The organism is Sphingopyxis sp. SCN 67-31, from assembly GCF_001725095.1.
In genome coordinates this window covers 52,835-75,770 of the sequence record NZ_MEFH01000051.1, presented here as the reverse complement: position 1 = coordinate 75,770, position 22,936 = coordinate 52,835, and the positions used below count along the sequence as shown (strand labels likewise).

General features: G+C 67.9%; 19 protein-coding genes. 3 read left to right on the top strand and 16 right to left on the bottom strand.

Translation table 11 applies throughout. The features are described 5' to 3' along the window. Positions 1–257: 257 nt before the first annotated feature. On the bottom strand, positions 258–1,580 hold the full coding sequence (locus ABS88_RS07035) for a hemolysin family protein (protein ID WP_076077286.1): 1,323 nt from the start codon (positions 1,578–1,580) through the stop codon (positions 258–260). Positions 1,581–1,797: 217 nt separating this feature from the next. Between ABS88_RS07035 and ABS88_RS07030 the strand changes: the two genes are divergently transcribed. Further along, positions 1,798–2,487 carry a YiaD family glycine zipper/OmpA-like lipoprotein gene (locus ABS88_RS07030; protein ID WP_067107252.1) on the top strand — a complete coding sequence of 230 codons (690 nt, stop codon included), beginning with the start codon at positions 1,798–1,800 and terminating at the stop codon, positions 2,485–2,487. A 54-nt stretch (positions 2,488–2,541) separates the two neighbouring features. Here ABS88_RS07030 and ABS88_RS07025 read toward each other — a convergent pair whose 3' ends face one another. From ABS88_RS07025 to ABS88_RS07000, 6 genes are read right to left on the bottom strand one after another with little or no spacing between them, the layout of a single operon-like run. Continuing rightward, positions 2,542–3,171, bottom strand: a complete 630-nt coding sequence (locus ABS88_RS07025) for a MarC family protein (RefSeq protein WP_067107249.1) — start codon at positions 3,169–3,171, stop codon at positions 2,542–2,544. After that, positions 3,168–3,848: a hypothetical protein gene (locus ABS88_RS07020; RefSeq protein ID WP_286749485.1), complete on the bottom strand. Its 681-nt coding sequence runs from the start codon at positions 3,846–3,848 to the stop codon at positions 3,168–3,170. The genes ABS88_RS07025 and ABS88_RS07020 overlap by 4 nt, the downstream gene beginning before the upstream one ends. Further along, a complete protein-coding gene (gene folD / locus ABS88_RS07015) occupies positions 3,848–4,747 on the bottom strand; it encodes a bifunctional methylenetetrahydrofolate dehydrogenase/methenyltetrahydrofolate cyclohydrolase FolD (protein WP_286749518.1) in 900 nt (299 codons plus the stop codon). Before folD ends, ABS88_RS07020 begins: the two co-directional genes overlap by 1 nt. After that, on the bottom strand, positions 4,747–5,046 hold the full coding sequence (locus ABS88_RS07010) for a YggT family protein (protein WP_067107243.1): 300 nt from the start codon (positions 5,044–5,046) through the stop codon (positions 4,747–4,749). The genes folD and ABS88_RS07010 overlap by 1 nt, the downstream gene beginning before the upstream one ends. 45 nt (positions 5,047–5,091) lie before the next feature. Continuing rightward, positions 5,092–6,000 (bottom strand): acetylglutamate kinase, encoded by a 909-nt coding sequence (gene argB / locus ABS88_RS07005; RefSeq protein WP_404950385.1) that lies wholly within the window; start codon positions 5,998–6,000, stop codon positions 5,092–5,094. Further along, entirely contained in the window at positions 5,997–6,671 is a 675-nt protein-coding gene (locus tag ABS88_RS07000; protein WP_067107241.1) for a queuosine precursor transporter, read from the bottom strand. Before ABS88_RS07000 ends, argB begins: the two co-directional genes overlap by 4 nt. A 126-nt stretch (positions 6,672–6,797) precedes the next feature. Here ABS88_RS07000 and ABS88_RS06995 point away from each other — a divergent pair, with 126 nt between their 5' ends. Beyond that, complete coding sequence (locus tag ABS88_RS06995; RefSeq protein ID WP_067107239.1) at positions 6,798–8,048, top strand: NupC/NupG family nucleoside CNT transporter; 1,251 nt, start codon at positions 6,798–6,800, stop codon at positions 8,046–8,048. A 205-nt stretch (positions 8,049–8,253) separates the two neighbouring features. Here the strand turns inward: ABS88_RS06995 and ABS88_RS06990 are convergent, their stop codons facing one another. The 7 genes from ABS88_RS06990 to ABS88_RS06960 all read right to left on the bottom strand — a co-directional run bounded on the left by ABS88_RS06990 (position 8,254) and on the right by ABS88_RS06960 (position 15,493). Continuing rightward, entirely contained in the window at positions 8,254–9,396 is a 1,143-nt protein-coding gene (locus tag ABS88_RS06990) for an epoxide hydrolase family protein (RefSeq protein WP_286749484.1), read from the bottom strand. Between the two features lie 19 nt (positions 9,397–9,415). Beyond that, positions 9,416–9,907 carry a hypothetical protein gene (locus tag ABS88_RS06985; protein WP_286749483.1) on the bottom strand — a complete coding sequence of 164 codons (492 nt, stop codon included), beginning with the start codon at positions 9,905–9,907 and terminating at the stop codon, positions 9,416–9,418. A 63-nt stretch (positions 9,908–9,970) separates the two neighbouring features. After that, positions 9,971–11,611 carry a cation:proton antiporter domain-containing protein gene (locus tag ABS88_RS06980; RefSeq protein ID WP_286749482.1) on the bottom strand — a complete coding sequence of 547 codons (1,641 nt, stop codon included), beginning with the start codon at positions 11,609–11,611 and terminating at the stop codon, positions 9,971–9,973. A gap of 109 nt (positions 11,612–11,720) precedes the next feature. Continuing rightward, positions 11,721–13,535: an ABCB family ABC transporter ATP-binding protein/permease gene (locus tag ABS88_RS06975; protein ID WP_286749481.1), complete on the bottom strand. Its 1,815-nt coding sequence runs from the start codon at positions 13,533–13,535 to the stop codon at positions 11,721–11,723. 91 nt (positions 13,536–13,626) lie between these two features. Beyond that, on the bottom strand, positions 13,627–14,211 hold the full coding sequence (locus ABS88_RS06970) for an LptA/OstA family protein (protein ID WP_067113226.1): 585 nt from the start codon (positions 14,209–14,211) through the stop codon (positions 13,627–13,629). After that, complete coding sequence (locus tag ABS88_RS06965; protein WP_067186361.1) at positions 14,208–14,846, bottom strand: LPS export ABC transporter periplasmic protein LptC; 639 nt, start codon at positions 14,844–14,846, stop codon at positions 14,208–14,210. Before ABS88_RS06965 ends, ABS88_RS06970 begins: the two co-directional genes overlap by 4 nt. 29 nt (positions 14,847–14,875) lie before the next feature. Continuing rightward, positions 14,876–15,493 carry a ribonuclease D gene (locus ABS88_RS06960; protein ID WP_067186362.1) on the bottom strand — a complete coding sequence of 206 codons (618 nt, stop codon included), beginning with the start codon at positions 15,491–15,493 and terminating at the stop codon, positions 14,876–14,878. A 260-nt stretch (positions 15,494–15,753) separates the two neighbouring features. On the opposite strand from ABS88_RS06960, the gene ABS88_RS06955 reads away from it, so the two are divergent. Beyond that, entirely contained in the window at positions 15,754–16,506 is a 753-nt protein-coding gene (locus ABS88_RS06955; protein ID WP_067113233.1) for a cold-shock protein, read from the top strand. Between the two features lie 294 nt (positions 16,507–16,800). Here the strand turns inward: ABS88_RS06955 and ABS88_RS06950 are convergent, their stop codons facing one another. Continuing rightward, positions 16,801–21,033 (bottom strand): hypothetical protein, encoded by a 4,233-nt coding sequence (locus ABS88_RS06950; RefSeq protein ID WP_076077308.1) that lies wholly within the window; start codon positions 21,031–21,033, stop codon positions 16,801–16,803. A 3-nt stretch (positions 21,034–21,036) separates the two neighbouring features. Continuing rightward, the gene (locus ABS88_RS06945; protein WP_076077310.1) at positions 21,037–22,935 is read right to left on the bottom strand and encodes a hypothetical protein; all 1,899 of its coding nucleotides are present in this window, start codon (positions 22,933–22,935) and stop codon (positions 21,037–21,039) included. Position 22,936: the final 1 nt, after the last annotated feature.

The following is a 22,936-nucleotide window of genomic DNA, read 5'->3' as shown; positions in this document are numbered from 1 at the left end:
CGCATGGGATCGCGCGATTTCGATGGGGCGCACGCATCAGTATAGCATCGCTATGGATCGCGCGCTCAACGGCGTTGCGACCGTTCGCGTTCTCAAGGGCGGAGCGATCGACGTCAGCGGCGGCCCGACATGGCGGTTATCCATGCCGCCTTGCGCGGCGAAGCAAAGCGGCCCTGTCCCGCCAAGGCGACAACGGAGACGGAATGACGGCGCACGTCCGTCTCTTTTGTCGCTTTAGGAGCTACGAAAGCACGGCGTCACTCGCCTTCGTCCTCCCGCGGCTTGCGGATTTCGCTGACCAGCAGCTTGTCGATCTTGCGCCCGTCCATGTCGACGATCTCGAAACGCCAGCCCCTGTCGGTGAAATGCTCGCCCTCCTCAGGCAGGCGCTTGAGCACTGCGAGCGCATGACCGGCGGCGGTCGCATAGTCGCGGTCGTCGTCGAGTTCGATCCCCAGCCGCTCGGCCATCTGGTCGGCGGGCATCGATCCGGCGATCAGCAGGCTGCCGTCGTCACGCTCGACGACGAAGGGCTCGCTGCCGATATCCTGGTCGGACGCGAATTCGCCGGCGATCGCTGACAGCAGGTCGGCGGGGGTCACCAGCCCCTCGAAATGCCCATATTCGTCGTGGACGAGCAGCATCGGCACGTCGGCCGCACGCAGGCCTTCCAGCGCGTCCATCGCGTCGATCTGATCATGGATGACGCTCGCATGGCGGGTCAGCGTCTCGAGCGCGAGCGTCTCGCCGCGGAACAGCGCGGCGGCGATGTCGCGCGCCTGGACGACGCCGACGATGTCGTCGACCGATCCGCGCGCCACCGGCAGCCGCGTGTGCGGCGTTTCGAGCAGCTTGGCGCGCACCGCGGCGGCGTCGGCGGCGACGTCGATCCAGTCGACGTCCTTGCGCGGCGTCATCACCTCGCGCACCGGCCGGTCGGCCAGCCGCACGACACCCGAGATGATCGCGCGCTCGCTTTCCTCGATCACCCCCGATTTCGATGCCTCGGCGACGATCAGGTGCAATTCCTCCGCCGTCACCCGATCCTCCGATTCGCGGTTGAGGCCAAGCAGGCGAAAGACGAGACTCGAACTGGTGTCGAGCAGCCAGACCAGCGGCGCGGCGATGCGCGACAGCCAGTACATGAAGGGCGCGACGATGATCGCGACGCGCTCGGGCGAGCGCAGCGCGAACTGCTTGGGCACCAGTTCGCCGGCGATCAGCGAGGCATAGGTGGTCAGCGCGATGACGATGGCAAAGGCCGCGCTCAGCGCCGTCTGCGGGTCGATTCCGAACAGCGCCGCCAGCCGGTCGGCGACCGGCTGTCCCAGGCTGGCGCCCGAATAGGCGCCGGTCAGAACGCCGATCAGCGTGATGCCGACCTGCACCGTCGACAGGAAGCGGCCCGGATCGGCGGCGAGCTGACGCGCGATCCGCGCGCCGTTGCTTCCCCTTTTCTCGGCTGCTTGCAGCCGCGGGTCGCGCGACGACACGATGGCCAGTTCGGACATGGCGAAAACGCCGTTGAGCAGGACGAGGATCGCGATGATGGCGACGTCCGACCAGGGGAAGGGCGTCATGGGACGGGCAACGGGCGCTCCGGCGCCTGGCCCCTGCAAGGATCGGTCATGGCGCCCCTATACGGCAAAGCCGCCGCGTTGCACAACAATATGCTCCACCGGCCGGCTCAGCCGCCGTTCAGCAAGATTCTGGAACCAGATGCGCGGCCATATGTTATCGCCATGGAGGGCGGCCGCCGCAAGACCAGCCGGCGGCGCCCATGAAAGGGAGCGACCCATGAAGAACAGGACGATCAAGCTCACCATGTTTACCGCCGTCGGCGCGCTGATGCTCACCGGCTGCGTGACCGATCCGGAGACCGGGCAGCAGCGCATTTCCAAGGCCGCGATCGGCGGCGTCGGCGGCGCGCTCGGCGGCTACCTGCTCGGTGACCTCATCGGCGGCAAGCGCGACCGCACCGAAAAGATCGTCGGCGCCGGCATCGGCGCCGTGGCGGGTGCGGGCGCGGGCTATTACATGGACCAGCAGGAAAAGAAGCTGCGCGAACGCACCGCTGGCACCGGCATCGACGTCGAGCGCCAGGGCGACCAGCTCGTCCTCAACATGCCCGGCGACGTGACCTTCGACTATAACAGCGCGGTCGTGAAATCGCAGTTCCGCAGTGCGCTCGACAGCGTCGCCTCGACGCTCTCCGAATATCCCAGCACCTATATCGACGTCTACGGCCACACCGATTCGACCGGCAGCGACAGCTACAACCAGGGCCTGTCCGAACGGCGCGCCTCGTCGGTCGCCGACTATCTCGCCGGCCGGGGCGTCAACCGCGCGCGCATGGCGACGATCGGCTATGGCGAATCGCAGCTCAAATGCGCGCCCGAACGCAGCGAGGCCGATTATCAGTGCAACCGCCGCGTCGAAATCCGCATCGCGCCGGTGACGCAGAACGACGTCAACGCCGCGCGGTAAGCCACGCTCCCCCGTCCGGCCTCCCGCGCTTCGGGATGCCGGGCGGGGCCTGCGTCAGGCCAGCGTCGGGAAGCTCGCCTTCAGCCCGTCGATCACGAACTGCGCGGCAAGCGCGGCGAGCAGCACGCCGAGAAGGCGCGTGATCACCGCCTCGCCCTTGTTGCCGATCAGCCGCATCATCGGCCCCGCCATCAGCAGCGCCGCCAGCGTCAGCAGCAGCACGAGCAGCAGCGCGGCAAAGATCACCAGCGCGCGGTCGAGCCCGTTGTTCTGCGCGACGAGCAGCATCACCGATGCGATCGAGCCGGGACCCGCAAGCATCGGCATCGCCATCGGGAACACCGACACATCGTCGACCTCGGCCGCGGCCTTCACTTTCTCGGCGCGTTGTTCGCGTCGTTCGGTGCGTTTCTCGAACACCATGTCGATGGCGATGATGAACAGCATGATCCCGCCGGCGATGCGGAAACTGTCGAGGTCGATGTGCAGGAAGCTGAGCAGCGCCTCGCCGAACATCGCGAAGAAGATCAGGATGCAGCCCGCGATCGCGACCGCGCGGAACGCCATCGAGCGCCGCTGCGCCGCGCCCGCGCCGGTCGTCAGGCTGGCATAGATCGGCGCGCAGCCGGGCGGGTCGATCACCACGAACAGCGTGACGAAGGCGGAGATGAAGAGGTCGATCATGCCGCCGCGCCGGGCGCCGCGACCACGTCGTCGACGACGGGCACCATCGCCTCGCCGTCCCAGAGGCGGATGGTGACGCGCCGCGACTTGTCCGGCCGGACGGTCGAGGCCCAGCTCATCGTCTGGTCGCGCGACAGGCCGACCGTGGTATCGTCGCCCTCACCGCCGGCCGCGATCCCCACCGCCGGGCGGGCGCCGCACGCCGCCTGCTTCGATGCGATGAACTCGGGCGCTTCGCGCGGCGCCGCCAGCCCGTCGCCATGGTCGAGCACCCAGCGCAGTTCGCCCTTCAACGGGTCGCGCAGCCAGACGGTGGTGTAATAGCCGGTGCTGCCGTCGGGCTGCTGCCACGCCCCGGTCGTCGCGCCGGCGCTGCCGTCGCAGCTCGAAAAGACCGCGTGCGGTTGCCAGCGGACCGACGCCGGCGGGTCGGCGCGCCCCTTGAGCCAGGCCTTCGCATTGACCCGCTCCGGCACGAACATCACCGCATCGGGCGCCGAGGTCTCGCGGAACGCCGTCCATTGCCCCTTGTCCTGCGCAAGCCGCGCGAAGGCCAGTTCGGCGGCGACGAAGCCGCTCGGATTGGGCGCGAGCGGCCGGTTCCGCATGTCGGACCCCGGCCCGGCGCAGGCGCCGAGCAGCGCGACCGCGGCGCCCGCGAGCCAGAGCCGCCGCATCAGAATCCCTCCGGATCGGCGAGGCCGGCGCGGCGGTGCGCCGCGACCAGCGTGTTGCGGAGCAGGCAGGCGATGGTCATCGGACCGACGCCGCCCGGCACCGGGGTTATCGCGTCGGCGACGGCGGCCGCCTCGGCATAGGCGACGTCGCCGACCAGCCGGCCCTTCGCCGCGCCGTCGGCGGGCGGCAGGCGGTTGATGCCGACGTCGATGACCACCGCGCCGGGCTTGATCCAGTCGCCGCGCACCATCTCCGGCCGCCCGACCGCCGCGACCACGATGTCGGCGCGGCGGACGAGCGCGGGCAGGTCCTTCGTGCGGCTGTGCGCGACGGTGACGGTGCAGTTGGCGCCGAGCAGCAGCGCCGCCATCGGCTTGCCGACCAGGATCGAGCGGCCGACGACGACCGCATCCTTGCCGCTGAGGTCGCCGAGCCGGTCCTGCAGCAGCAGCAGACAGCCATAGGGCGTGCACGGCACCATGCCGGCTATGCCGAGCGCGAGGCGCCCGGCGCTGACCGGGGTCAGCCCGTCGACGTCCTTGTCGGGATCGATCGTCGCCACCGCGCGCTGCTCGTCGAGATGGCCGGGCAGCGGAAGCTGGAGCAGGATGCCGTCGACCGCGTCGTCGGCGTTGAGCGAGGCGAGCAGCGCCTCGACCTCTTCCTGCGTCGCATCGGCGGGCAGGCGGTGCTCGAAGCTTTCCATGCCCGCGGCGACCGTCGCCTTGCCCTTCGAGCCGACATAGACCGCGCTCGCCGGATCGTCGCCGACGAGCACGACCGCCAGTCCGGGCGCGCGCCCGGTCGCGGCGCGGAACGCCGGCACCGCTTCTGCGATCCGGGCCCGCAGGCCCGCCGCGAACGCCTTGCCGTCGATGATGTGCGCCCCCGCCCCCATCACGCGAGCCCGTTGGTGTAGGCGAAGCGCGCGAGGTAGCCGAGCACCGGTCCCTGCAGGATGATGATCAGGATCAGCACCAGCATCGGCGTCAGGTCGATGCCCCCGAAATCGGGCATGATGCGGCGGAAGGGCCGGTAGAGCGGTTCGGTGATCCGGTCGAGCACCATCCACAGCTGGCCGACGAAATCATTGTGCGTGTTGATCACATTGAAGGCGATCAGCCACGACATCACCGCCTGCGCGATGATGAACCACCACAGGACCGTCAGCAGGATGTCGACGATCTGGAGGAGCATGAGAAGCAAGGCAGGGTCTCCGTCTAGAGGCGTTGGTCCGCTTTCTTAGCGGTGAATGAGCGTGCCCGCACCCCTTGCGGTGAAAATTTCGAGCAGCATCGCGTGCGGGATGCGGCCGTCGAGGATGACCGCCGCCTCGACCCCTGCGTCGACCGCCGCCAGGCAGGTGTCGACCTTCGGGATCATGCCGCCGGTGATCGTCGCATCGGCCTTCAGCGCCTCGATCCCGCCGCGGTCGAGATCGGTGAGCAGCGCGCCGTCCTTGCCCAGCACCCCGGCGACATCGGTGAGCAGGAAGAAGCGTTTCGCACCGAGCGCGCCGGCGATCGCCCCCGCCATGGTGTCGGCGTTGATGTTGTAGGTCGCACCGTCGGCGCCGAGCGCGACCGGCGCCACCACCGGGATGAAATTGTCGTTCGCCAGATTGGTCAGGATCGTCGGATCGACCGCCACCGGCTCGCCGACGAAGCCCAGGTCGACATGGCGCTCGATCCCCGAATTGGGGTCGGGTTCGGTCCGGCGCACCTTTTCGGCGAGGACGAGGTTGGCGTCCTTGCCCGACAGGCCGACCGCGCGGCCGCCGAGCCCGGCGATCCAGCCGACGATCTCCTTGTTGATCTTGCCCGCGAGTACCATTTCCGCGACCTCCGCGGTCGCGGCGTCGGTGACGCGCAGCCCGCCGACGAAGGTCGATTCGATCCCGAGCTGTTTCAGCATCCGGCCGATCTGCGGGCCGCCGCCATGGACGACCACCGGGTTGATCCCCACGGCTTTCAGCAGCACGACATCCTCGGCGAAGTCGCGCTGCGCCTCCGGATCGCCCATCGCATGGCCGCCATATTTGATGACGAAGGTCTGGCCGGCATAGCGTTGCAGATAGGGCAGCGCCTCGACGAGCGTTTCAGCCTTGGCAAGCAGGTCGGGCATTTTCGAAGGGTCGGTCATCGATATCATCCAGCGGTCTTTGCATCGAGGTTGCGGCCGAGAGCGACAAGGCCGGTGATCACGAACGGGATGACGAGCACCGACAGCGCGACCTTGGCGAGCATCTGGCCGCCCATCAGGTTCGCGATCGGAAACACGCCGTAAAAGGCAATGGTGACAAACAGCAGCGTGTCGACGATCTGGCTGAGCGCGCTGGCGATCGCGCCGCGGATCGCCAGCCACGTCGACGTGCCTGTCCCGACGCTGCCGCGCAGCCGGGAAAAGATGGTGACGTTCAGGAATTGCGACGTCCCGTAGGCGACGATGCCCGCCGCCATCAGGCGCGGGCTCTGCCCCAGGATCATGTCGAACGCCGCCAGCCGTTCGGGCTGCATTTCGGGCGACGCGGGAAGCGCGAGCACCAGCGCCGTCAGCATGATCGACAGCACCAGCGGGACGAACCCCCACAGCACCAGCCGATTGGCGACCGATTGTCCGTGCAGTTCGGACACCGCGCTCGACAGGGCGACCAGCAGCAGGAAGGCGAATATTCCGGCCTCGACCGCCAGCCAGCTTCCCAGCGCCACCTGCTTGTTCCCGAGCACGCCCGCCAGCACCACCATCCCGCCGTAGAGGATTGAGAACAGGAACAGCGATGGGGACAACGTGCGCGGCAACGCCGTCGATGTGGTATCGGTCATGCCGCCCGATAGTCGGTTTTGCCAGGACAGGGAAGGCCGAGAAACACGGCTCGGCGCGCGCCCCTTGCCCCGCCGCCAAAGCCCGCTAGACAGGCGAAACAACCTTGCGGGGGACGCACTCTATCCATGGAACGCCTGATCGGTCTGCTCGGCATCGTCGCATTGCTCGCGATCGCCGTGCTCTTTTCCTCGAACCGCCGCTGGATCCGCCTGCGCGTCGTCGTCCCCGCCTTCCTGCTGCAGGCGGGGTTCGCGCTGCTGGTGATCGGCACGCCGTGGGGGCGCGCGGTGATCCAGGCGATGTCGAACGGCGTTTCCAACCTGCTCGGCTATGCGAAGGCGGGCACCGACTTCATCTTCGGGCCGCTCGCCTCGCCCGAAATGGGCGCGAACAGTTTCGCCATCGCCGCGCTGCCGGTGATCATCTTCTTCGCATCGCTGATCTCGATCCTCTATTATCTCGGCATCATGCAGCTCGTGATCAAATGGGTCGGCGGCGCAATCCAGAAGGTGACGGGCATCACCAAGGTCGAGAGCCTGGGCGCCGCCGCGAACATCTTCGTCGGGCAGAGCGAAAGCCCGCTGGTCATCCGCCCCTATCTGGCCGGGCTGACGCCGTCGCAGCTCTTCACGGTGATGACCGTGGGGATGGCGGGGGTCGCGGGGACGATCCTCGGCGCCTATGCGAGCATGATCGGCGAGCAGCTGCTGCCCTATCTGCTCGCCGCGAGCTTCATGTCGGCGCCCGGCGGCATCCTGATGGCGAAGATCATGATGCCCGACGACCCCAGGGACATCGGCATCGAACCCGTGATCATGCCCGAGGCGAGCCATGACGAGGAGAAGCCCGCGAACATCATCATGGCGGCGGCGCAGGGCGCGCAGACCGGCGTCCGGCTGGCGGTCGCGGTCGGCGCGATGGTGCTCGCCTTCGTCGCGCTGGTCGCGCTGGCGAACGGGCTGCTCGCGGGGGTCGGCGGCTGGTTCGGCCAACCCGACCTGTCGTTCCAGGCAATCATCGGCGCGATCTTCCGCCCGGTAATGTGGCTGATGGGGGTGCCGTGGGACGAGAGCGCGTCGGTGGGCGGGCTGTTCGGCACCAAGGTCGTGCTCAACGAATTCGTCGCCTTCATCGACCTCGGCAAGATACAGGGCGGGCTGTCGGCGACCTCGGTGGCGATCGCGACCTTCGCGCTGTGCGGCTTCGCCAACTTCAGCTCGATCGCGATCCAGATGGCGGTGACCGGCGGCCTCGCCCCGAACCAGCGCCCGATGATCGCGCGGCTGGGCCTGAAGGCGCTGCTTGCGGGCAGCCTGTCGAACCTGATGTCGGCGGCGCTCGCCGGGCTGATGCTGTCCTTCACCGCGCCGCTGTAGCCGCCGCCGCGGCGCTCCACCGCCCCTCAAAGCATCGTGCGTTAAATCTGAACCGTTTGCCCTGAGCTTGTCGAAGCCTGTCCTGAGCGCCTGCAAGGCAGTCGAAGGGGGCCGTCCTTTCTTTCGGGGACGCAAGAAGAAGGACGGTGCTTCGACAAGCTCAGAACGAACGGCAGAAAGGGTGATGCCTCTTCCGAAAGGTGCATCAGAGCGTCATCAGGGCGAAGGCGGCGCGAAGCTCGGCGACGAACAGGCCCGGCTGTTCCCACGCCGCGAAATGACCGCCGCGGTCGAGTTCGTTCCAGTAGACGATGTTTCGGTAGCGCCCCTCGGCCCAGCGGCGCGACAGGCGCATGATCTCGTTCGGGAACAGGCTGCACCCGGTCGGCACGTCGATCGCGCCCGCCGCGAAGCTGCGGAAGCTGTGCCAGTAGAGCCGCGCCGAAGAGGCCGCGCTCGCGGTGAACCAATAGAGGCTGACCGTGTCGAGCATCGCTTCGCGCGACAGCGCCTTTTCGGGATGGCCGCCGACCGACTGCTCGCCCGGCCGGTGCCCGCAATCGGTCCAGCCGTGGAATTTCTCGACGATCCACGCCATCTGCCCGACGGGCGAATCGGTGAGCGCGTAGCCGATCGTCTGCGGCCGCGTCCCCTGCTGGGTCGCATAGCCATTGTCCTTGTCGCGATACCAGCCGAAGCGCGCGAGATAGCGTTTCTCCGCATCGGTGAGGTCGGCCATCGTCGCGGGATCGGGCTGGCCGACGACCATGTTGACGTGGATGCCGGCGCAATGGTCCGCATGATGCATGCCGAGCGCGCAGGTCACCGCGCTGCCCCAGTCGCCGCCCTGCGCGAAATAACGCTCGTAGCCGAGGGCGCGCATCAGCGCGTCCCACGCGGCGGCGATCCGCTCGACATCCCATTCCGCGACATCGGGCTTGCCCGAAAAGCCGTAGCCGGGCAGCGACGGGATCACGAGATGATAGTCGGCCGACAGCGGTTCGACGACGTCGAGGAATTCGAGCACCGACCCCGGCCAGCCGTGCGTCAGGACCAGCGGCCGCGCGGCGGGATTGGCCGACCGGACATGCAGGAAATGAATGTCGAGCCCGTCGATCGTCGCGAGGAAATTGGGCAACGCGTTGAGCCGTGCCTCGACCCCGCGCCAGTCGTGATGATCACGCCACCAGGCGGCAAGCTCCTGCGCATAGGCGAGCGGAACGCCCTGGTCCCAATCGGCGACGGTCTCCTTCTCCGGCCAGCGCGTGCGCGCGAGCCGGTCCCGCAGGTCGTCGATCGCGGCCTGCGGGACCGCGACGCGGAACGGACGGATATCCTGAACGTGCATGTTCCCCCCTCCCCCGATCCTAGGGCCGCGCCGGCGCCTTGCAACCGCGCTGAAGGCCGACGCCTTTCAGGAAGCCGCGCCGGACGGTGCCGGCATAGACCGCCTCGGCATAGCGCCGCCGTTCGGCATTGGCGCCCGTCACCTCGCCGATCAGTCCGCCGAAGGGGATGACCGAGCCGGCGACGGTGCCCGCGACGCGGCCGGCGGTTTCCTCGCGCTTCTTTGCCAGGCTCTTGTCGACGCGCTCGTTGACGTCGGGGCCGAGGACGGCGTTCAATTCCTTAACCTCGCGGATGATCGCCGCGCATTTGCCCAGACCGGCGAGCGAATAGGGGTTGTCCTGAATGGCCTTCAATTTCTCCGGCGCCTCCTTGCCGTCGAAGGGCTCGGTGACCGAATCGCCGGTCTTCTTGAGCGTCGGTTCGTCGGGCGCGCCCTGCTGCGCGAGCGCCGGCGCGGCGGACAGCGACAGCGCGGCGGCGGCGAATGCGAAAACCCCGGCCTTGAGCATGACATGATCTCCACTGATGTTTCGACCGATCAACGCGCGAAGGCGCGATTCGGCTCCCGCCTCCTATCCGCGCGCGCGCAGCGCCCGCTCGGCCATCCGCGCGGCGGTTTCGCGTTCGGCCATCACGACATGATCGGCGCCGCGGCGCACGAGATCATCGACCTCTTCGTCCGAATGCGCGCGCGCGACGATCAGTAGCTTCGGATTGATCGCGCGCGCGCGCCGCACGATCGCGCCCGATTCGACCCCCTCGGGGATCGCGATCAGCAGCGTCGCGGCGGTGTCGATCCGCGCCTGGCGCAGCACGCCCTCGCTCGCGGCGTTGCCGACGATCACGATCGCCCCCGCCTCGACGGCCGCCGCGGCGCGGTCCTTCTGGTCCTCGATCACCGTCAGCGCCTCGCCGCGCCCGCACAGCAGCGTGCCGATATGGCTGCCGACGCGGCCGTAGCCGATCAGCACCGTGCGCGCCGCCTCGCGTTCGGGCGGGGGCGAATCGGGGGCATCGGGCGGCGCCTCCGCTTCCTCGCCGCGCGTCCACCGGATCGCGAGCGTGAAGACGAGCGGGTTGAAGAGGATCGAGAGGATCGATCCCGCGAGGATCAGGTCGCGCGCCGCGTCGGGCATGACTTTCAGCCCGACGCCGAGCGAGGCGAGGATGAAGGAGAATTCGCCGATCTGCGCGAGGCTGGCGGCGATGGTCAGCGCGGTCTGGTTCGAATGGCCGAAGGCACGCACGATCCCCCACGCCGCCGCCGACTTGCCGACCATGATGATCGCGACGGTGGCGATTAGCGGTCCCGGCTGTTCGAGGATCACGCGGGGGTCGAACAACATGCCCACCGACACGAAGAACAGAACCGCGAAGGCGTCGCGCAGCGGCAGCGTCTCCTCCGCCGCGCGGCGCGAAAGCTGCGTTTCGCCCAGGATCATCCCGGCGAAGAAGGCGCCGAGCGCGAAGGATACGTCGAAGATCACCGCCGCGCCGAAGGCGACGCCCAGCGCGATCGCCAGCACCGACAGCCGGAACAGCTCGCGCGACCCCGAATGCGCGACCCAGTGCAGCACCGCGGGCAGCACCCGCCGCCCGAACACGAGCATCAGCGCGACGAAGCCCGTCACCTTGAGCAACACGATCGCGGTCGAGCGCAGCAGCCCCATCGCGTTCGCCTCGTCGCCGCGCGAGCCGAGCATCGCGGGGAGCAGCACCAGCGCCAGCACCATCGCCAGATCCTCGACGATCAGCCAGCCGACCGCGATCCGCCCCCTTTCGGTCTCGATCAGGTCCTGCGCCTGCATCGCGCGCAGCAGCACCACGGTGCTCGCGACCGACAGCGCGAGGCCGAAGATCGCGCTGCCGGCGAACGGCCAGCCGAGCCACAGGCCCAGCGCGATGCCGAGCGCGCTGGCGACCGCGATCTGGACGATCGCCCCGGGCACCGCGATCCCGCGCACCGCGAGCAGGTCCTTGAGCGAGAAATGCAGTCCGACCCCGAACATCAGCAGGATCACGCCGATCTCGGCCAATTGAAGCGCCAGTCCGGTGTCGGCAACGCTTCCCGGCGTGAACGGTCCGACGATCACCCCGGCGAGCAGATAGCCGACGATCGGCGCGACGCGCAGCCGATGCGCGAGCGCACCCATCAGGAACGCCACGCCGAGCCCGGCGACGATGGTTCCGATCAGGCTGGTGTCGTGCGGCATGGCCCAGCCTAAAGGGCGGCGCGGCGGCCGGTCAAGCAACTCAAGTGATTCCGTTGCGATTGGGCGGAAAGCCCACGGCAAGGCATCGATGTCGCTTCGGATATCGGCCCTAGACCGTCCCCTCTTCCTTCTCCGCCTGCTGGCGCGCCCACATGTCGGCGTAGAGCCCGCGCATCGCCAGCAGCTGGTCGTGCGTCCCGGTTTCCGCCACCCGCCCCTTTTCGAGCACGATGATGCGGTCGGCACCCGTCACCGTCGACAGGCGGTGCGCGATGACCAGCGTCGTGCGCCGTTCGGCGATGCGGTCGAGCGTCGCCTGGATCGCCGCCTCGGTCCGGCTGTCGAGCGCGCTCGTCGCCTCGTCGAGGATCAGCACCGGCGGGTTCTTGAGCAGGGTGCGCGCGATCGCGACGCGCTGCTTTTCGCCGCCCGACAGCTTGAGCCCGCGCTCGCCCACCTCGGTGTCATAGCCTTGCGGCAGCAGCGCGATGAAGCCGTCGATCGCCGCGCCCTCGGCCGCCGCAGCGATCGCTTCGGCGCTCGCACCCTCGCGGCCGTAGGCGATATTGTAGCCGATGCTGTCGTTGAACAGCACCGTATCCTGCGGGACGATGCCGATCGCAGCGCGCAGGCTGGCCTGCGTGACCTGCGCGATATCCTGTTCGTCGATCAGGATACGCCCCTGCTGCGGATCGTAGAAGCGGAACAGCAGCCGCGCGATCGTCGACTTGCCCGCCCCCGACGGCCCGACGATCGCCAGCGTCTCGCCCGCCCCGACCGCGAAGCTGACCCCGTTCAGGATCGTGCGGTCGGGTTCGTAGCCGAAGACGACATTGTCGAACGTCACCGCGCCGCCGGCCACCACCAGCGGCCAGGCATCGGGGGCATCGGCGATCTCCGGCGGGGTGTCGATCAGGCGGAACATCGCCTCCATGTCGATCAGCCCCTGGCGGATGACGCGATAGACCATGCCGAGCATGTCGAGCGGGCGGAAGAGCTGCGCGAGCAGCGTGTTCACCAGCACCACATCGCCAACCGCGAACTGCCCCTTCGACCAGCCCCACACCGTATAGGCCATCGCCCCCGCCATCGCCGCGTTGGTGATCAGGCTCTGCCCGACGTTGAGCCAGGCGAGGCTGTTCTCGCTCTTCACCGCGGCGCGCGCATATTGGTCGGCGACGTCGCGATAGCGCGCCGCCTCGCGCGCCTCGGCGCCGAAATATTTGACCGTCTCGTAATTGAGCAGGCTGTCGACGCTGCGACCGACGGTCAGCGTGTCGAGATCGTTCATCCGCGTCCGCAGCGCGTTGCGCCAGTCGGTGACGCGGCGGGTGAAGACGATATAGACGACGACCATCAGCGCGGTCGCGCCCGCGAGGCCGAAGCTGAACTTGCTCCAGAAGATGACGAGCACCGCGACCAGCTCGATCAGCGTCGGCGCGATGTTGAACAGCAGGAAATAGAGCATCGTGTCGATGCTCTTGGTCCCGCGCTCGATCACCTTCGTCACCTCGCCGGTGCGCCGCGCGAGGTGGAAGCGCAGCGACAGCGCGTGAAGATGGGTGAAGGTCGCGGTCGCCAGTTCGCGCGTCGCGTCCTGCCCGACGCGCTCGAAGACGACGTTGCGCAGATTGTCGAACAGCACGCCCGCGAAGCGCGCGCCGGCATAGGCGAGCACCAGCCCGATCGCGAGCGCCACGCCTTGCTCCATCCCCGGCGCCATGCGGTCGATCGCGGCGCCGTAGAGGAAGCCCATCGAAAGCTGCACGCCCTTCGACGCGAGCACGATCAGCGCGGCGAGGACGATGCGCACCTTGTGCCCGCGATGCCCCGCCGGCCACAGATAGGGCAGGAAGCGCTTCAGCGTCGCAAGAACGGGTGGTTCGCGTGCCGCATCGGCAGAGGAGATCGTGTCGGGCGGCATGAATGCCCCATGTAGGGGCGCGGGGCGCGAACGCCAAGGCACGGATAAACCGCCCTCCCTTCCCGGAAGGGGGCTCCGCCGGCTTGCCCGGTTACTGCCCCTTGCGCTCCGGCACGGTGAAGGTGCCGGTCACGCGGCCGCCAGTGCCGCCCTGCACCGCATTGCCGTCGGGGCCGCGCGCGGCGCCGCGGCCGTCGACGGTCGCGCGCCCCGAATTGAGGTCGATCAGCAGCCGCCCGCCCGACAGGCGGTTGCCACGCTGGCGCAACTCGACATTGCCGACCATCGTGATCAGCCGCCGGTCGAGGTCGTAGATGGCAACATTGCCCTTCGCGGTTTCGTCGCCCTTGGTCACGGTGACGCCGCCGGTCGCGTCGAGCCGGTTGACGTCGGTGCCGCCCTGCCGCGTGTAGGCGACGGTCATGCGCGGCGCGGTGACGGTCAGCCCGGCCTGCGTCACGCGGACATTGCCGGCGAGGACGACGCGGTCGGCGCGATCCTGCACCTCGATGCTGCCGGCCGAGAAATCGACGGGGGCGCCGCTGTTGTGATTCGCGAGCGCCTGCGCATGCGCGGCGCCGCCGCCCTGCCCCGCGGCGAGGATGGCAAGGCTGGTCAGCGCGAAGCTCGCGCCGCCGAGCGCGAAACCCTTCCAGCCGGATGACGGACGGTTCATTTGAGCACTCCCTGGTTGATCCTCAGCCGCGCGTTGCCCGACAGGCGCACGATCCGCCGGTCCAGATCGGCATAGAGTTCATCGGCGGAGAAATGACCGATGTTGAGCGTCCCGTCGACCCCCGATCCGCCGGCGAGGCTGCGGTTCTTGAGGTCGATCGCGACGCCCTGCGCATCGATCCGATAGCCGTCGGCGCTCTTGACCTGCACGAGGCCGGGCACCGACACCTTTTCGCTGTCCATGTCGTATTGCGCCTGCCGCGCGGCGATCGTCGCGGGCCCGTCGGCGAGGCGGATCGCACCCGACAGGTCGGTCATCCGCACGATCGGCTCGGCGCTCGACTTCTGCACCGCGCTGCCCGCGACCAGCGCGAAAGGCTGTCCCTTCGCATCCTGTCCGCGATATTCGGCGCGCGTCACGCGCATCCGTTCCTGCGCCACCTCGACCTTGTCCTTGGCGAGCAGGAAGCTCACCTCGGCGCGCTGGGTGAAGGGAGAGAAGACGAGCACCGCGGCGATGACGCCGATGACGACCGGCAGCGCGAAGCGCAGCAGGCGCACGACGCGGTCGTGGTTCGACCCGCGCGCCGCCCACATGCGGCGCATCGTGCGATCAAGGTCGGCGCGTTCGGACATGGCTCAGCCGGCTCGCTCGCTCATCGTCATCACGTATGCGCGAAGATGTCGACCTCGGGCCAGCCCGCGAGGTCGAGCGCCGCGCGCGCCGGCAGGAAGTCGAAACAGGCCTGCGCCAGTTCGGTACGCCCCTCACGCGCGAGCCGCGCGTCGAGCACGGTCTTCATCGCGTGGAGAAAGCGCACGTCGCTCGCGGCATAGTCGCGCTGCGCCTCGGTCAGTTCGGCGGCGCCCCAGTCGCTCGACTGCTGCTGCTTCGACACTTCCTGCCCCAGCAGTTCGCGCACCAGTTCCTTGAGCCCGTGGCGGTCGGTGTAGGTGCGCACCAGCTTCGAGGCGATCTTGGTGCAATAGACGGGCGCGGTGACGACCCCCAGCGCATGCTGCAGCGCGGCGATGTCGAAACGCGCGAAATGAAAGAGCTTCAGGCGGCCGGGGTCGGTCAGTATCGCCTTCAGCACCGGCGCGTCATAGGCGCTGCCGGGGCCGAAGCGGACGAGATGCTCGTCGCCCGAACCGTCGCTGATCTGGACGAGGCACAGCCGGTCGCGCAGCGGGTTGAGCCCCATCGTTTCGGTATCGATCGCGACGGCGCCGGGCCCCAGCACGCCTTCGGGCAGGTCTTCTTCGTGGAAATATACGCTCATGCGCCCGCCTTAGGCGAAGCGGCCGCGTCGCTCAATGACTGGTTTGCGCGGCCGCGCCGGGCTTTCCGCGTCGCGCGGCAAAGCGTGCGAAACCGGGCACCGACGCCGTGCATTTTCTGTTCGCAGAAGCCATTCATATAGGCTATATATTGCGCCGCAAGCGGCACGGGACGAGTCTGTGCTCATGGTGAACTGCGTCCCCGTCCGGCGCAATGAGCCGGTAAATGGGGTGTGGACGAACCGAAAGCGACTACTAAGCAATGAGTTTCAACAAGGATCGCCGCGGCCATCGGGGACGCGGCAAGCGCGATGACTTCGGCAATTTCGACAGTTTCGAACCGGCGCCCTACAGCGGCGACAGCTATGGCGGCGGCCGTGGCGGGTTCGGCGATCGGGATCGCGGTGGTTTCGGCGGTGGTGACCGCGGCGGATTCGGCGGCGGCGATCGCGGCGGCTTCGGCGGCGGACGCGGTGGCGGCATGCCCGCGCAGGTCGTCGGCGAGGGCCAGGGCCAGGTGAAATTCTTCAACCCGGCAAAGGGATTCGGATTCATCGCACGCGACGACGGCGGCGAGGACGTGTTCGTCCACATCAGCGCGGTCGAGCAGGCGGGGCTGCAAGGGCTCGCCTCGGGCCAGCCGCTCGGCTTCACGCTCGTCGAGCGCAACGGCAAGGTGTCGGCGATCGACCTCAAGATCGAGGGCGAACCGATGCCGGTCGAGGAATTCGCGCCGCGGCGCGACGATCGCGGCGGCGAGCGCCCCGGCGGCGCGCGCGGTCGGCGCCAGCTTACCGGCGAGCGCACGTCGGGCACGGTCAAGTTCTTCAACACGACCAAGGGATTCGGCTTCATCGCGCGCGATGATGGACAGGCCGACGCCTTCGTCCACATCAGCGCGGTACAGCGCGCCGGCATGGCCGGCCTCGAAGAGGGCGACCGCGTCGCCTTCGACATCGAGGTCGACGATCGCGGCAAGTTCGCGGCGGTCAACCTCCAGCCCGCAAGCGAATAAGCCTTCGCCACAGCGAAACGACGAAAGGGCGGCCTGCGGGCCGCCCTTTTGCGTTTCGGGGCTCCTCGCTGGCGGGTCTTGCGCGGAGCATATAGAGCGATGACTTTGGATTGACCCGCTTCGTCATTGCGAGCGGAGCGAAGCAATCCAGGGCGGTTTACGCGACTCTGGATTGCCGCGCGGCTTCGCCGCTCGCAATGACGAACTCAACCGATGTCATCATGCTCTAAATCTGCGCCGTTTCGATCGGGTGAGTCAGATATAGGGCTCGACGCTCCAGCTCGGACCCCGGCCCTAATCGCCCCAGCGCAGCGGCGGGCGCCAGCCCGCTTCGTCGACCGCGTCGCTGACCTTGTAGACCAGGCCCTTGCCGTTGAGGAACAGCTTCTCCATCTCGGGCCGGGTGAAGGGGCGCGAGCCGATGCGGCCGAAGATCGCGATCTGACCGCCGCTTTCATCGACCGCGCGGTCGCGGTCGAGCCCCTTCGACAGCGCGAGCGCGGGCGCCGGCGTCTTCGCCCACGCGATCAGCTCGGGCGTCGGCTTCGGCGAGAAGCCGTAGAGGCCCGGATTGTCGGGGCTGGTGAGCTGGAGCACCTTGATGCCGTTCCGCCCGTCGGCGACATAGGCGAAGAGTGAGGCGTTGGTCGATCCGACGATGACGTCCTCGGCATCGCTCATCGCGCCGCCGAAGGTCAGCCCCGGCCACGCGACCGGCGCCGCAGGCCGCGTCACGTCGACGATCACCAGCCCGTCCTGCTTCGCCGCGACATACAGATAGGTGCGCGCGACATAGAGCTTGCGCGCATCGGCGAGCCGCACCGTCCCTTCGGGCACCGGCACCGGCCGGTCCATGCGGGTGATGTCGAACAGCTTCACCCCCTCGGCATCGCTCACCCACAGATAGCGGAACTGCGCCGCGCTGGCGCGCGCGCCGGTCAGCGGCAGCCGCGCCGTCACCTTCGGTTCGAGCGGCGTCGACAGGTCGACCACGACGAGCCCGCTGTCGGCGGCGATATAGGCGTGGTCGCCCGCCAGCGTCACGTGCCGCGCCCCTGCAAGCAGATTGTCGGGGTTCCAGGTCAGCGCCCGCGACAGCTTGTTGTTGCGGAACTCGCCGTCGGCCAGCGTGTCGATGTCGACGAGGATCAGCCCCTCGACGCTGTCGGTGACGACCGCATAGCGATAGAGCGGGTGCAGCGCCTGCTCGTGATTCTGCGGGAAGTGCTTCCGGATGAAATCGTTGCGTTCCATGCTGATCGGCTGGTTGGTGCCGATCGCCATGCAGGTCGCATTGCGGGTCTTCACATGCGTGTCGTGGCCGAGCGGCGAGAAGGGCGCGCGCGTGATGCGTTCGGAAAAGCCCTTGTTGCCGATCGAGGCGACGTCATAGACGCGGAAACCGCCCTTGCCCTCTGCCACGAACATATATTCGCCGCGCTGCTGGAGGCAGTTCACCCGGCCGCTCGTCCCCTGCACGATATTGCGGAATTCCTCGAGTGCGCGGGATTCGCCCGACCCCTTGCTGTCGAAGGTCTTGCCGCGCACCCAGTTCTTCAGTTCGCGCCCGTTCCGTTCGACGTGCAGGCGCCAATAGTCGGGATAGGCGTATTTCTGCAGATAGCTGCCGATCACCGCCTGCGGCTCGTCCCATTCGGTGACGCGCGTCGCCTGGAAACCGTCCTCCAGCCCCGACCAGACGTTGAGCCCGACGAAGTTGACGAAATTGGTGCCCATCAGCAGCAGCTGCGACATGATCGCATTATTGTCGTCGGCCGCAGACAGGTGGCAGTCGGTGCATTGCTTGGTTTCCTGGCGGCGGACCGTGTGCGGGAAGTGCGGCGCGAAGGCCTGGCTGGAGAAGCCCGCGGCCGAGATCGGCGGCTGCTGCACATAGATGCGCTCGCGGTTGACGTTGGTCGACGACAGGATCAGCGCCGACGACGAGCGCACCGGCGCGATGATACCGCGCGGGTTGCCGTCGGTGTCGGGCTCGCCCGGCTTGGTGAGCTGGTGCCGGCCGAGCTGGAACATCTCGTCGCGCGCCACCTGCGGGTTGTAGGTGGCGAAGTTCCGCGATTCCTCCCCTTCGAAATGGTGCGAGCTGGTCTTCCAGTTCGCCTCGATCGGCAAGTGGCAGCCGCCGCAGCTCGTCGTCCACGACAGGTGGCAGGTGAAACAGGTCATGCGGTCGTCGCCATGCGCGCGATCCGCCTTTGCCACCCCCGGCCCCCAGGCGAAGCTGCCGTCGTCGGCGCCCGACCGCGACATCAGCTTGGCGCGCGCCGCCTTCGCGTTGAAATGCGGCCCCGGCGTCACCGCCTGCTTGACGAGGCTGACCTGCCATTCGAGCTTCGGATCGACGATCGAGCGCTGGATCAGGCCCGTGACCTCGCCGTCGTCGTCATAGCGGAATTCGAAGCGGCGCCGGCCATCGGGGTTGCGGAGCAGCGCAAGGTTGGTGCCCTGCGGCCGCGCCGCGACATTCGAGGTCAGCAGGTTGGGCAGCGCGTCGGCGGTGCCGTGGCAATCCTTGCAACCGATCTCGATCGCATTGGCGACCTCGCCCTGGATATAGCCGTTGCCGTGCGAATCCTGCGCGAAATGGCAGTCGGCGCACTGCATGCCCTTTTCGGCGTGGATGTCCATCATGTGGACCGTCTTGCCGGGGTTGAGGCCGGGGGGCACGAACTTGCCTTCGACCCCCGGCCGGCCCAGATCGGCGCTCGCCAGGCAGAGGTCGCGCTGCTTCGCATCGCTGTAGCTCGCGCAGTTCTTGCGCCATTTCTCGGGATCGTTCGGGTCGACGATATGCGCCGTGTCGGTGCCGTAGGTCGCCATATTGCCCTCGGCATCGAGCAGATTGCCGTTGCGGTCGCGCTTGAAGACGCCGCGGAAGTTCCAGCCGTGGCCGTGATAGTCGGCGAACTGCGTCACCCTGTTCGTGTCGTTGACGTCATAAACGTCGCGCAGGAACTCGACGTCGGACCACAGCCCGCGCGGTCCCGCCCCTTCCGGGTTGCGTTCGAGCGTCCGGTGCACCTCGGCCGCGGTCGGATAATGCTGTTGCTTGTAGAGGCGCTGATAGTCGGCGTCGCTCATCCCCGGCGGGCGCGGCGCGGTATTGTCCGGGCCGGGCCACAACTGCGGCGCGTCCGATTCATAGTCCCACATCGTGTAGCCGAGATAGGAATTCAGGAAGATGTTCGGCTGGTGCATGTGGCAGGTCATGCACTGCGAGGTCGGGATCGCGCGCGTGAAGGCGTGGGTCAGCGGATGCCCCGATTCGCCCCGCTCGCGCGCCGGGGCCGCCGGGTCGATCAGCGCGCCGTGGCCGCTATCATGGCCGTCGCCTTCGGGCTTCGCCTTCTTGCCGGCGATCGTCGGGTCGATCGTCGCACTCTCTCCGTCGCGGCCATATTGGGCATAGATCAGGCTGTGCCGCGGCTCGCGGTCGTTGGCATAGACGACATGGCACCCCGCGCAGCCCGAATGGCGGTAGTCGCCGGGTTGGTCGTTTGTGCCCATGAACCACATATAGGGGTCGTTGAGGCGCGTCTTGTGGATGTTGAGCACCGCGATCGCGACGCGCAGCCCGGTGCCCGGCCCGCGGTTCGACTGTTTGAGGTCGGGGCGCCCCGGCTCCTCGAGCCGCTGGATCTGCCCCGTCGGGTTGGGTAGCCCGACCTCGGCGAACTGGGTGCTGACGTTGCGCCCGCCGCGCTCGAAGACGCGGAACACGTCGCTGGGCGGCATGACGTTCCAGCGCGGCAGCGGATAGATTTTGGCGAGCGCGCCGCGCTTCTTTTCCGCGTCGGTCAATATCTTGTCGAAGCCGAAGTTCGGCTTGCAAGCCTCCTTATACTCTTCAGCGGTCAGCAGCGAAGAGGGCGACAATAGGCAGGCCGCCACGCCCTCGCGCGTATAGGCTTCCCCGAACAGCGAGTTCTTGAACGGCAGGATGCCGTTGTTGTAGGCGCCGCCCGCCCAGAACATCGCCGCCGTCGCCATCAGCGACCGCTCGGCCGCCTCGATCGTCTCCTGATGGCAGGCGCCGCACGCCTCGCGCGCGACGCGATAGTCGCTGGGGTTGACGAAGCGGATGAATTCGGGCGCCTCCTTGTTGAGCAGCGTGTAGCTGCGCTTCGGGTTCGCCGAGGTGTCGCCCCACGCGCCCGGCAGCGTCGGCTGCGGGTGGGCGCGCGCCATCACCGCCCGGTTGCGCGGATCGTCGTAGCCAAGGCGCGGGTCGCCGACCTGAGCCGCGTCGCCGCCGTGGCAGTCGGTGCAGCCGAGCCGCACCGCGGGGCTCGCGTGCATCGTCGGCCGGTCGGTGCGGACGTGGCAGCTGTAGCAGCCCTCCGACTTCGCAATCATCTCCGCCTCGCTCTGTTCGCGCGGGGCGGGCGGGGTAAAGCGATACTCGACCTTGACCGGCTTTTCTCCCTCGGACGCGCGCGCGGCATGCGGGCCGACCGCGAGCATCGTCAGCACGAAGGCGAAGAGGGCGAGGAGCGTGCGGATCATCGGCTAGAAACTCAGCACCAGATTGGCGAGGATCGACACATAGGCATCGTCCCGCGCCTTATTTTCGAACAGGTCCCTGAACCCCTTGCCGGGGAGCAGGACCGCGGCGCTCAGACGCCCGACGATATTCTGCGTCGCCCTGGGCCGCCAGATGCCGGCGACCGACAGGTCCCAGCCGATGTCGGTCGGGATCGACCCTTCGCTGCGCAGCACCTGCAGCGTCGCGGTATCCTGGAACCACAGATGGTTGAAATTGGTGCTGACCCGCATCTCGGGCGACAGGTCGAAATCGCCCCCCGCGCCGACCAGGATCGTGCCGGGGTTGTTGAAATTCGACTGCCCCTCTTCCTTCGACGAGCGCAGCGAATTGAGGATGCCGTTGCGGCCGTTGATCGAGATCGCGCGCCCGCCGCCCGCGAACGGAATCGTCTGGCGGATCCAGTAGCTGGTATCGGCGCCGGCGAAGACCGGGTTTTCGAAGATCGCGTCGAAGCCGCCTTCGACGTCGTCATAGGGATCGCCGTCGCCGGTCGCATAGAGGCCCGAGAGGCGGAACCGCATCCAATCCTGATCGTAGCTGAGCTCGGCCGCCCCAAACCCCGCGCGAATCCGCGCCGGGCGGCTGGTGAAGATGCTGTTGCGATCCCGTCCCAGCGCGGCATAGAGGCTGGCGGTCAGGTTGAGGCGCCCGATACGCCCGTCGGCGCCATAGCCCAAATAGACGACGTCGTAGGATCGCCCGCGCAGATCGCCGAGCAGCGCCGGTCGCACGGGAAAGCCGTTATGGTCGATCTGGATGTCGTCGCGTTCGCGGTTGATGTTCCACGTCGCGCTGATCTGGCTGGTCAGGCCGACAAACGGGAAATCCTGCCGATAGAGATTGGCGGTGAGGACGAAATCGTCGCGCGGCGTCTGGGTGACGTCGTTGAGGCCGCTGTTGGTATCCTTTTCCAGCCGCCAGAAGGCCGCGAGATTATATTGGAAGCGGTTGTTGTCGCGGTTGCCGAACAGCCGGATGCCGAGCTGGCTGTCGTTGAACAGGAAGCCGCGAAAATCGCTCTGGAACGGCTGGATGCCGACGCGAATCGAATGGAAGTCGTAGCGATCGCTGTCGTTGCCCAGATGCTTGTCGACGAAGGCTTCCTGCACCCCCAGGAACGCGTCGGTGCGATGGCTGGGCCGCGACGGACGCACGTCGAGCACGCGCCGTTCGGGCACGTCGACATGGTTGACATTATAGGCGAGCGTCAGGCGATATTCGACGTCGGGCGGCTTGAATGCGGTGTTGCCCTTGATCAGCGCGAAGCCGCCGATCAGCGTCTGCGACAGCACGACGCTGCGGTTCTTGCCGAACACATCGAGGCTGCCCGGGCGCGCCGACGTCTGGATGCCGTTCGGGATCGGGAAGGTGCGCGGTTCGACTACCGCGTCCGAAATCAGGTTGGCGACGAAGAACCAGTCGTCGCCCCGGATCGGCAGCCACTTCACCTTGTCACGGTCGATCGGCCGGTCGCCCTTCAGCGTGTTCTGGTGATAGGGGTCGAACCAGCGTTCCTTGACCACCCCCAGCGTCTCGATCAGCCGCCAGCGGTCGGGGATCGGAAGCTGATCCTCGATCCCCGGAAAGGCCTGCGGCGGCGGCGGCCGCAGCGCGCCGACATTGTCCTGGCTGGATCGTTCGGGAAGGTCGGGGCGATACCCCGGCCGGCGACGCCCGTCGAGAATCCGGGTGACGAAATCGTCGTCGAGCATTTCCTTCCACTCGACCGGCGGCGGGGGCGGCACCGGTTCGTCGGCTTGCGGCGCTGCGGCGGCGGGCGGGGCCGAGGGGGGCTCGCCGGCGGGCGCGCCCTGTGCGGCCAGGCTGGCGACGATCGGCCAAAGGCTTGCCCCCGCGCTCATC

Coding starts and splice junctions, on each gene's coding strand:
- ABS88_RS07035 (WP_076077286.1), bottom strand. CDS start 1,580: ATGACGCCCTTCCCCTGGTCGGACGTCGCCATCATCGCGATCCTCGTC.
- ABS88_RS07030 (WP_067107252.1), top strand. CDS start 1,798: ATGAAGAACAGGACGATCAAGCTCACCATGTTTACCGCCGTCGGCGCG.
- ABS88_RS07025 (WP_067107249.1), bottom strand. CDS start 3,171: ATGATCGACCTCTTCATCTCCGCCTTCGTCACGCTGTTCGTGGTGATC.
- ABS88_RS07020 (WP_286749485.1), bottom strand. CDS start 3,848: ATGCGGCGGCTCTGGCTCGCGGGCGCCGCGGTCGCGCTGCTCGGCGCC.
- folD (WP_286749518.1), bottom strand. CDS start 4,747: ATGGGGGCGGGGGCGCACATCATCGACGGCAAGGCGTTCGCGGCGGGC.
- ABS88_RS07010 (WP_067107243.1), bottom strand. CDS start 5,046: ATGCTCCTCCAGATCGTCGACATCCTGCTGACGGTCCTGTGGTGGTTC.
- argB (WP_404950385.1), bottom strand. CDS start 6,000: ATGATATCGATGACCGACCCTTCGAAAATGCCCGACCTGCTTGCCAAG.
- ABS88_RS07000 (WP_067107241.1), bottom strand. CDS start 6,671: ATGACCGATACCACATCGACGGCGTTGCCGCGCACGTTGTCCCCATCG.
- ABS88_RS06995 (WP_067107239.1), top strand. CDS start 6,798: ATGGAACGCCTGATCGGTCTGCTCGGCATCGTCGCATTGCTCGCGATC.
- ABS88_RS06990 (WP_286749484.1), bottom strand. CDS start 9,396: ATGCACGTTCAGGATATCCGTCCGTTCCGCGTCGCGGTCCCGCAGGCC.
- ABS88_RS06985 (WP_286749483.1), bottom strand. CDS start 9,907: ATGCTCAAGGCCGGGGTTTTCGCATTCGCCGCCGCCGCGCTGTCGCTG.
- ABS88_RS06980 (WP_286749482.1), bottom strand. CDS start 11,611: ATGCCGCACGACACCAGCCTGATCGGAACCATCGTCGCCGGGCTCGGC.
- ABS88_RS06975 (WP_286749481.1), bottom strand. CDS start 13,535: ATGCCGCCCGACACGATCTCCTCTGCCGATGCGGCACGCGAACCACCC.
- ABS88_RS06970 (WP_067113226.1), bottom strand. CDS start 14,211: ATGAACCGTCCGTCATCCGGCTGGAAGGGTTTCGCGCTCGGCGGCGCG.
- ABS88_RS06965 (WP_067186361.1), bottom strand. CDS start 14,846: ATGTCCGAACGCGCCGACCTTGATCGCACGATGCGCCGCATGTGGGCG.
- ABS88_RS06960 (WP_067186362.1), bottom strand. CDS start 15,493: ATGAGCGTATATTTCCACGAAGAAGACCTGCCCGAAGGCGTGCTGGGG.
- ABS88_RS06955 (WP_067113233.1), top strand. CDS start 15,754: ATGAGTTTCAACAAGGATCGCCGCGGCCATCGGGGACGCGGCAAGCGC.
- ABS88_RS06950 (WP_076077308.1), bottom strand. CDS start 21,033: ATGATCCGCACGCTCCTCGCCCTCTTCGCCTTCGTGCTGACGATGCTC.
- ABS88_RS06945 (WP_076077310.1), bottom strand. CDS start 22,935: ATGAGCGCGGGGGCAAGCCTTTGGCCGATCGTCGCCAGCCTGGCCGCA.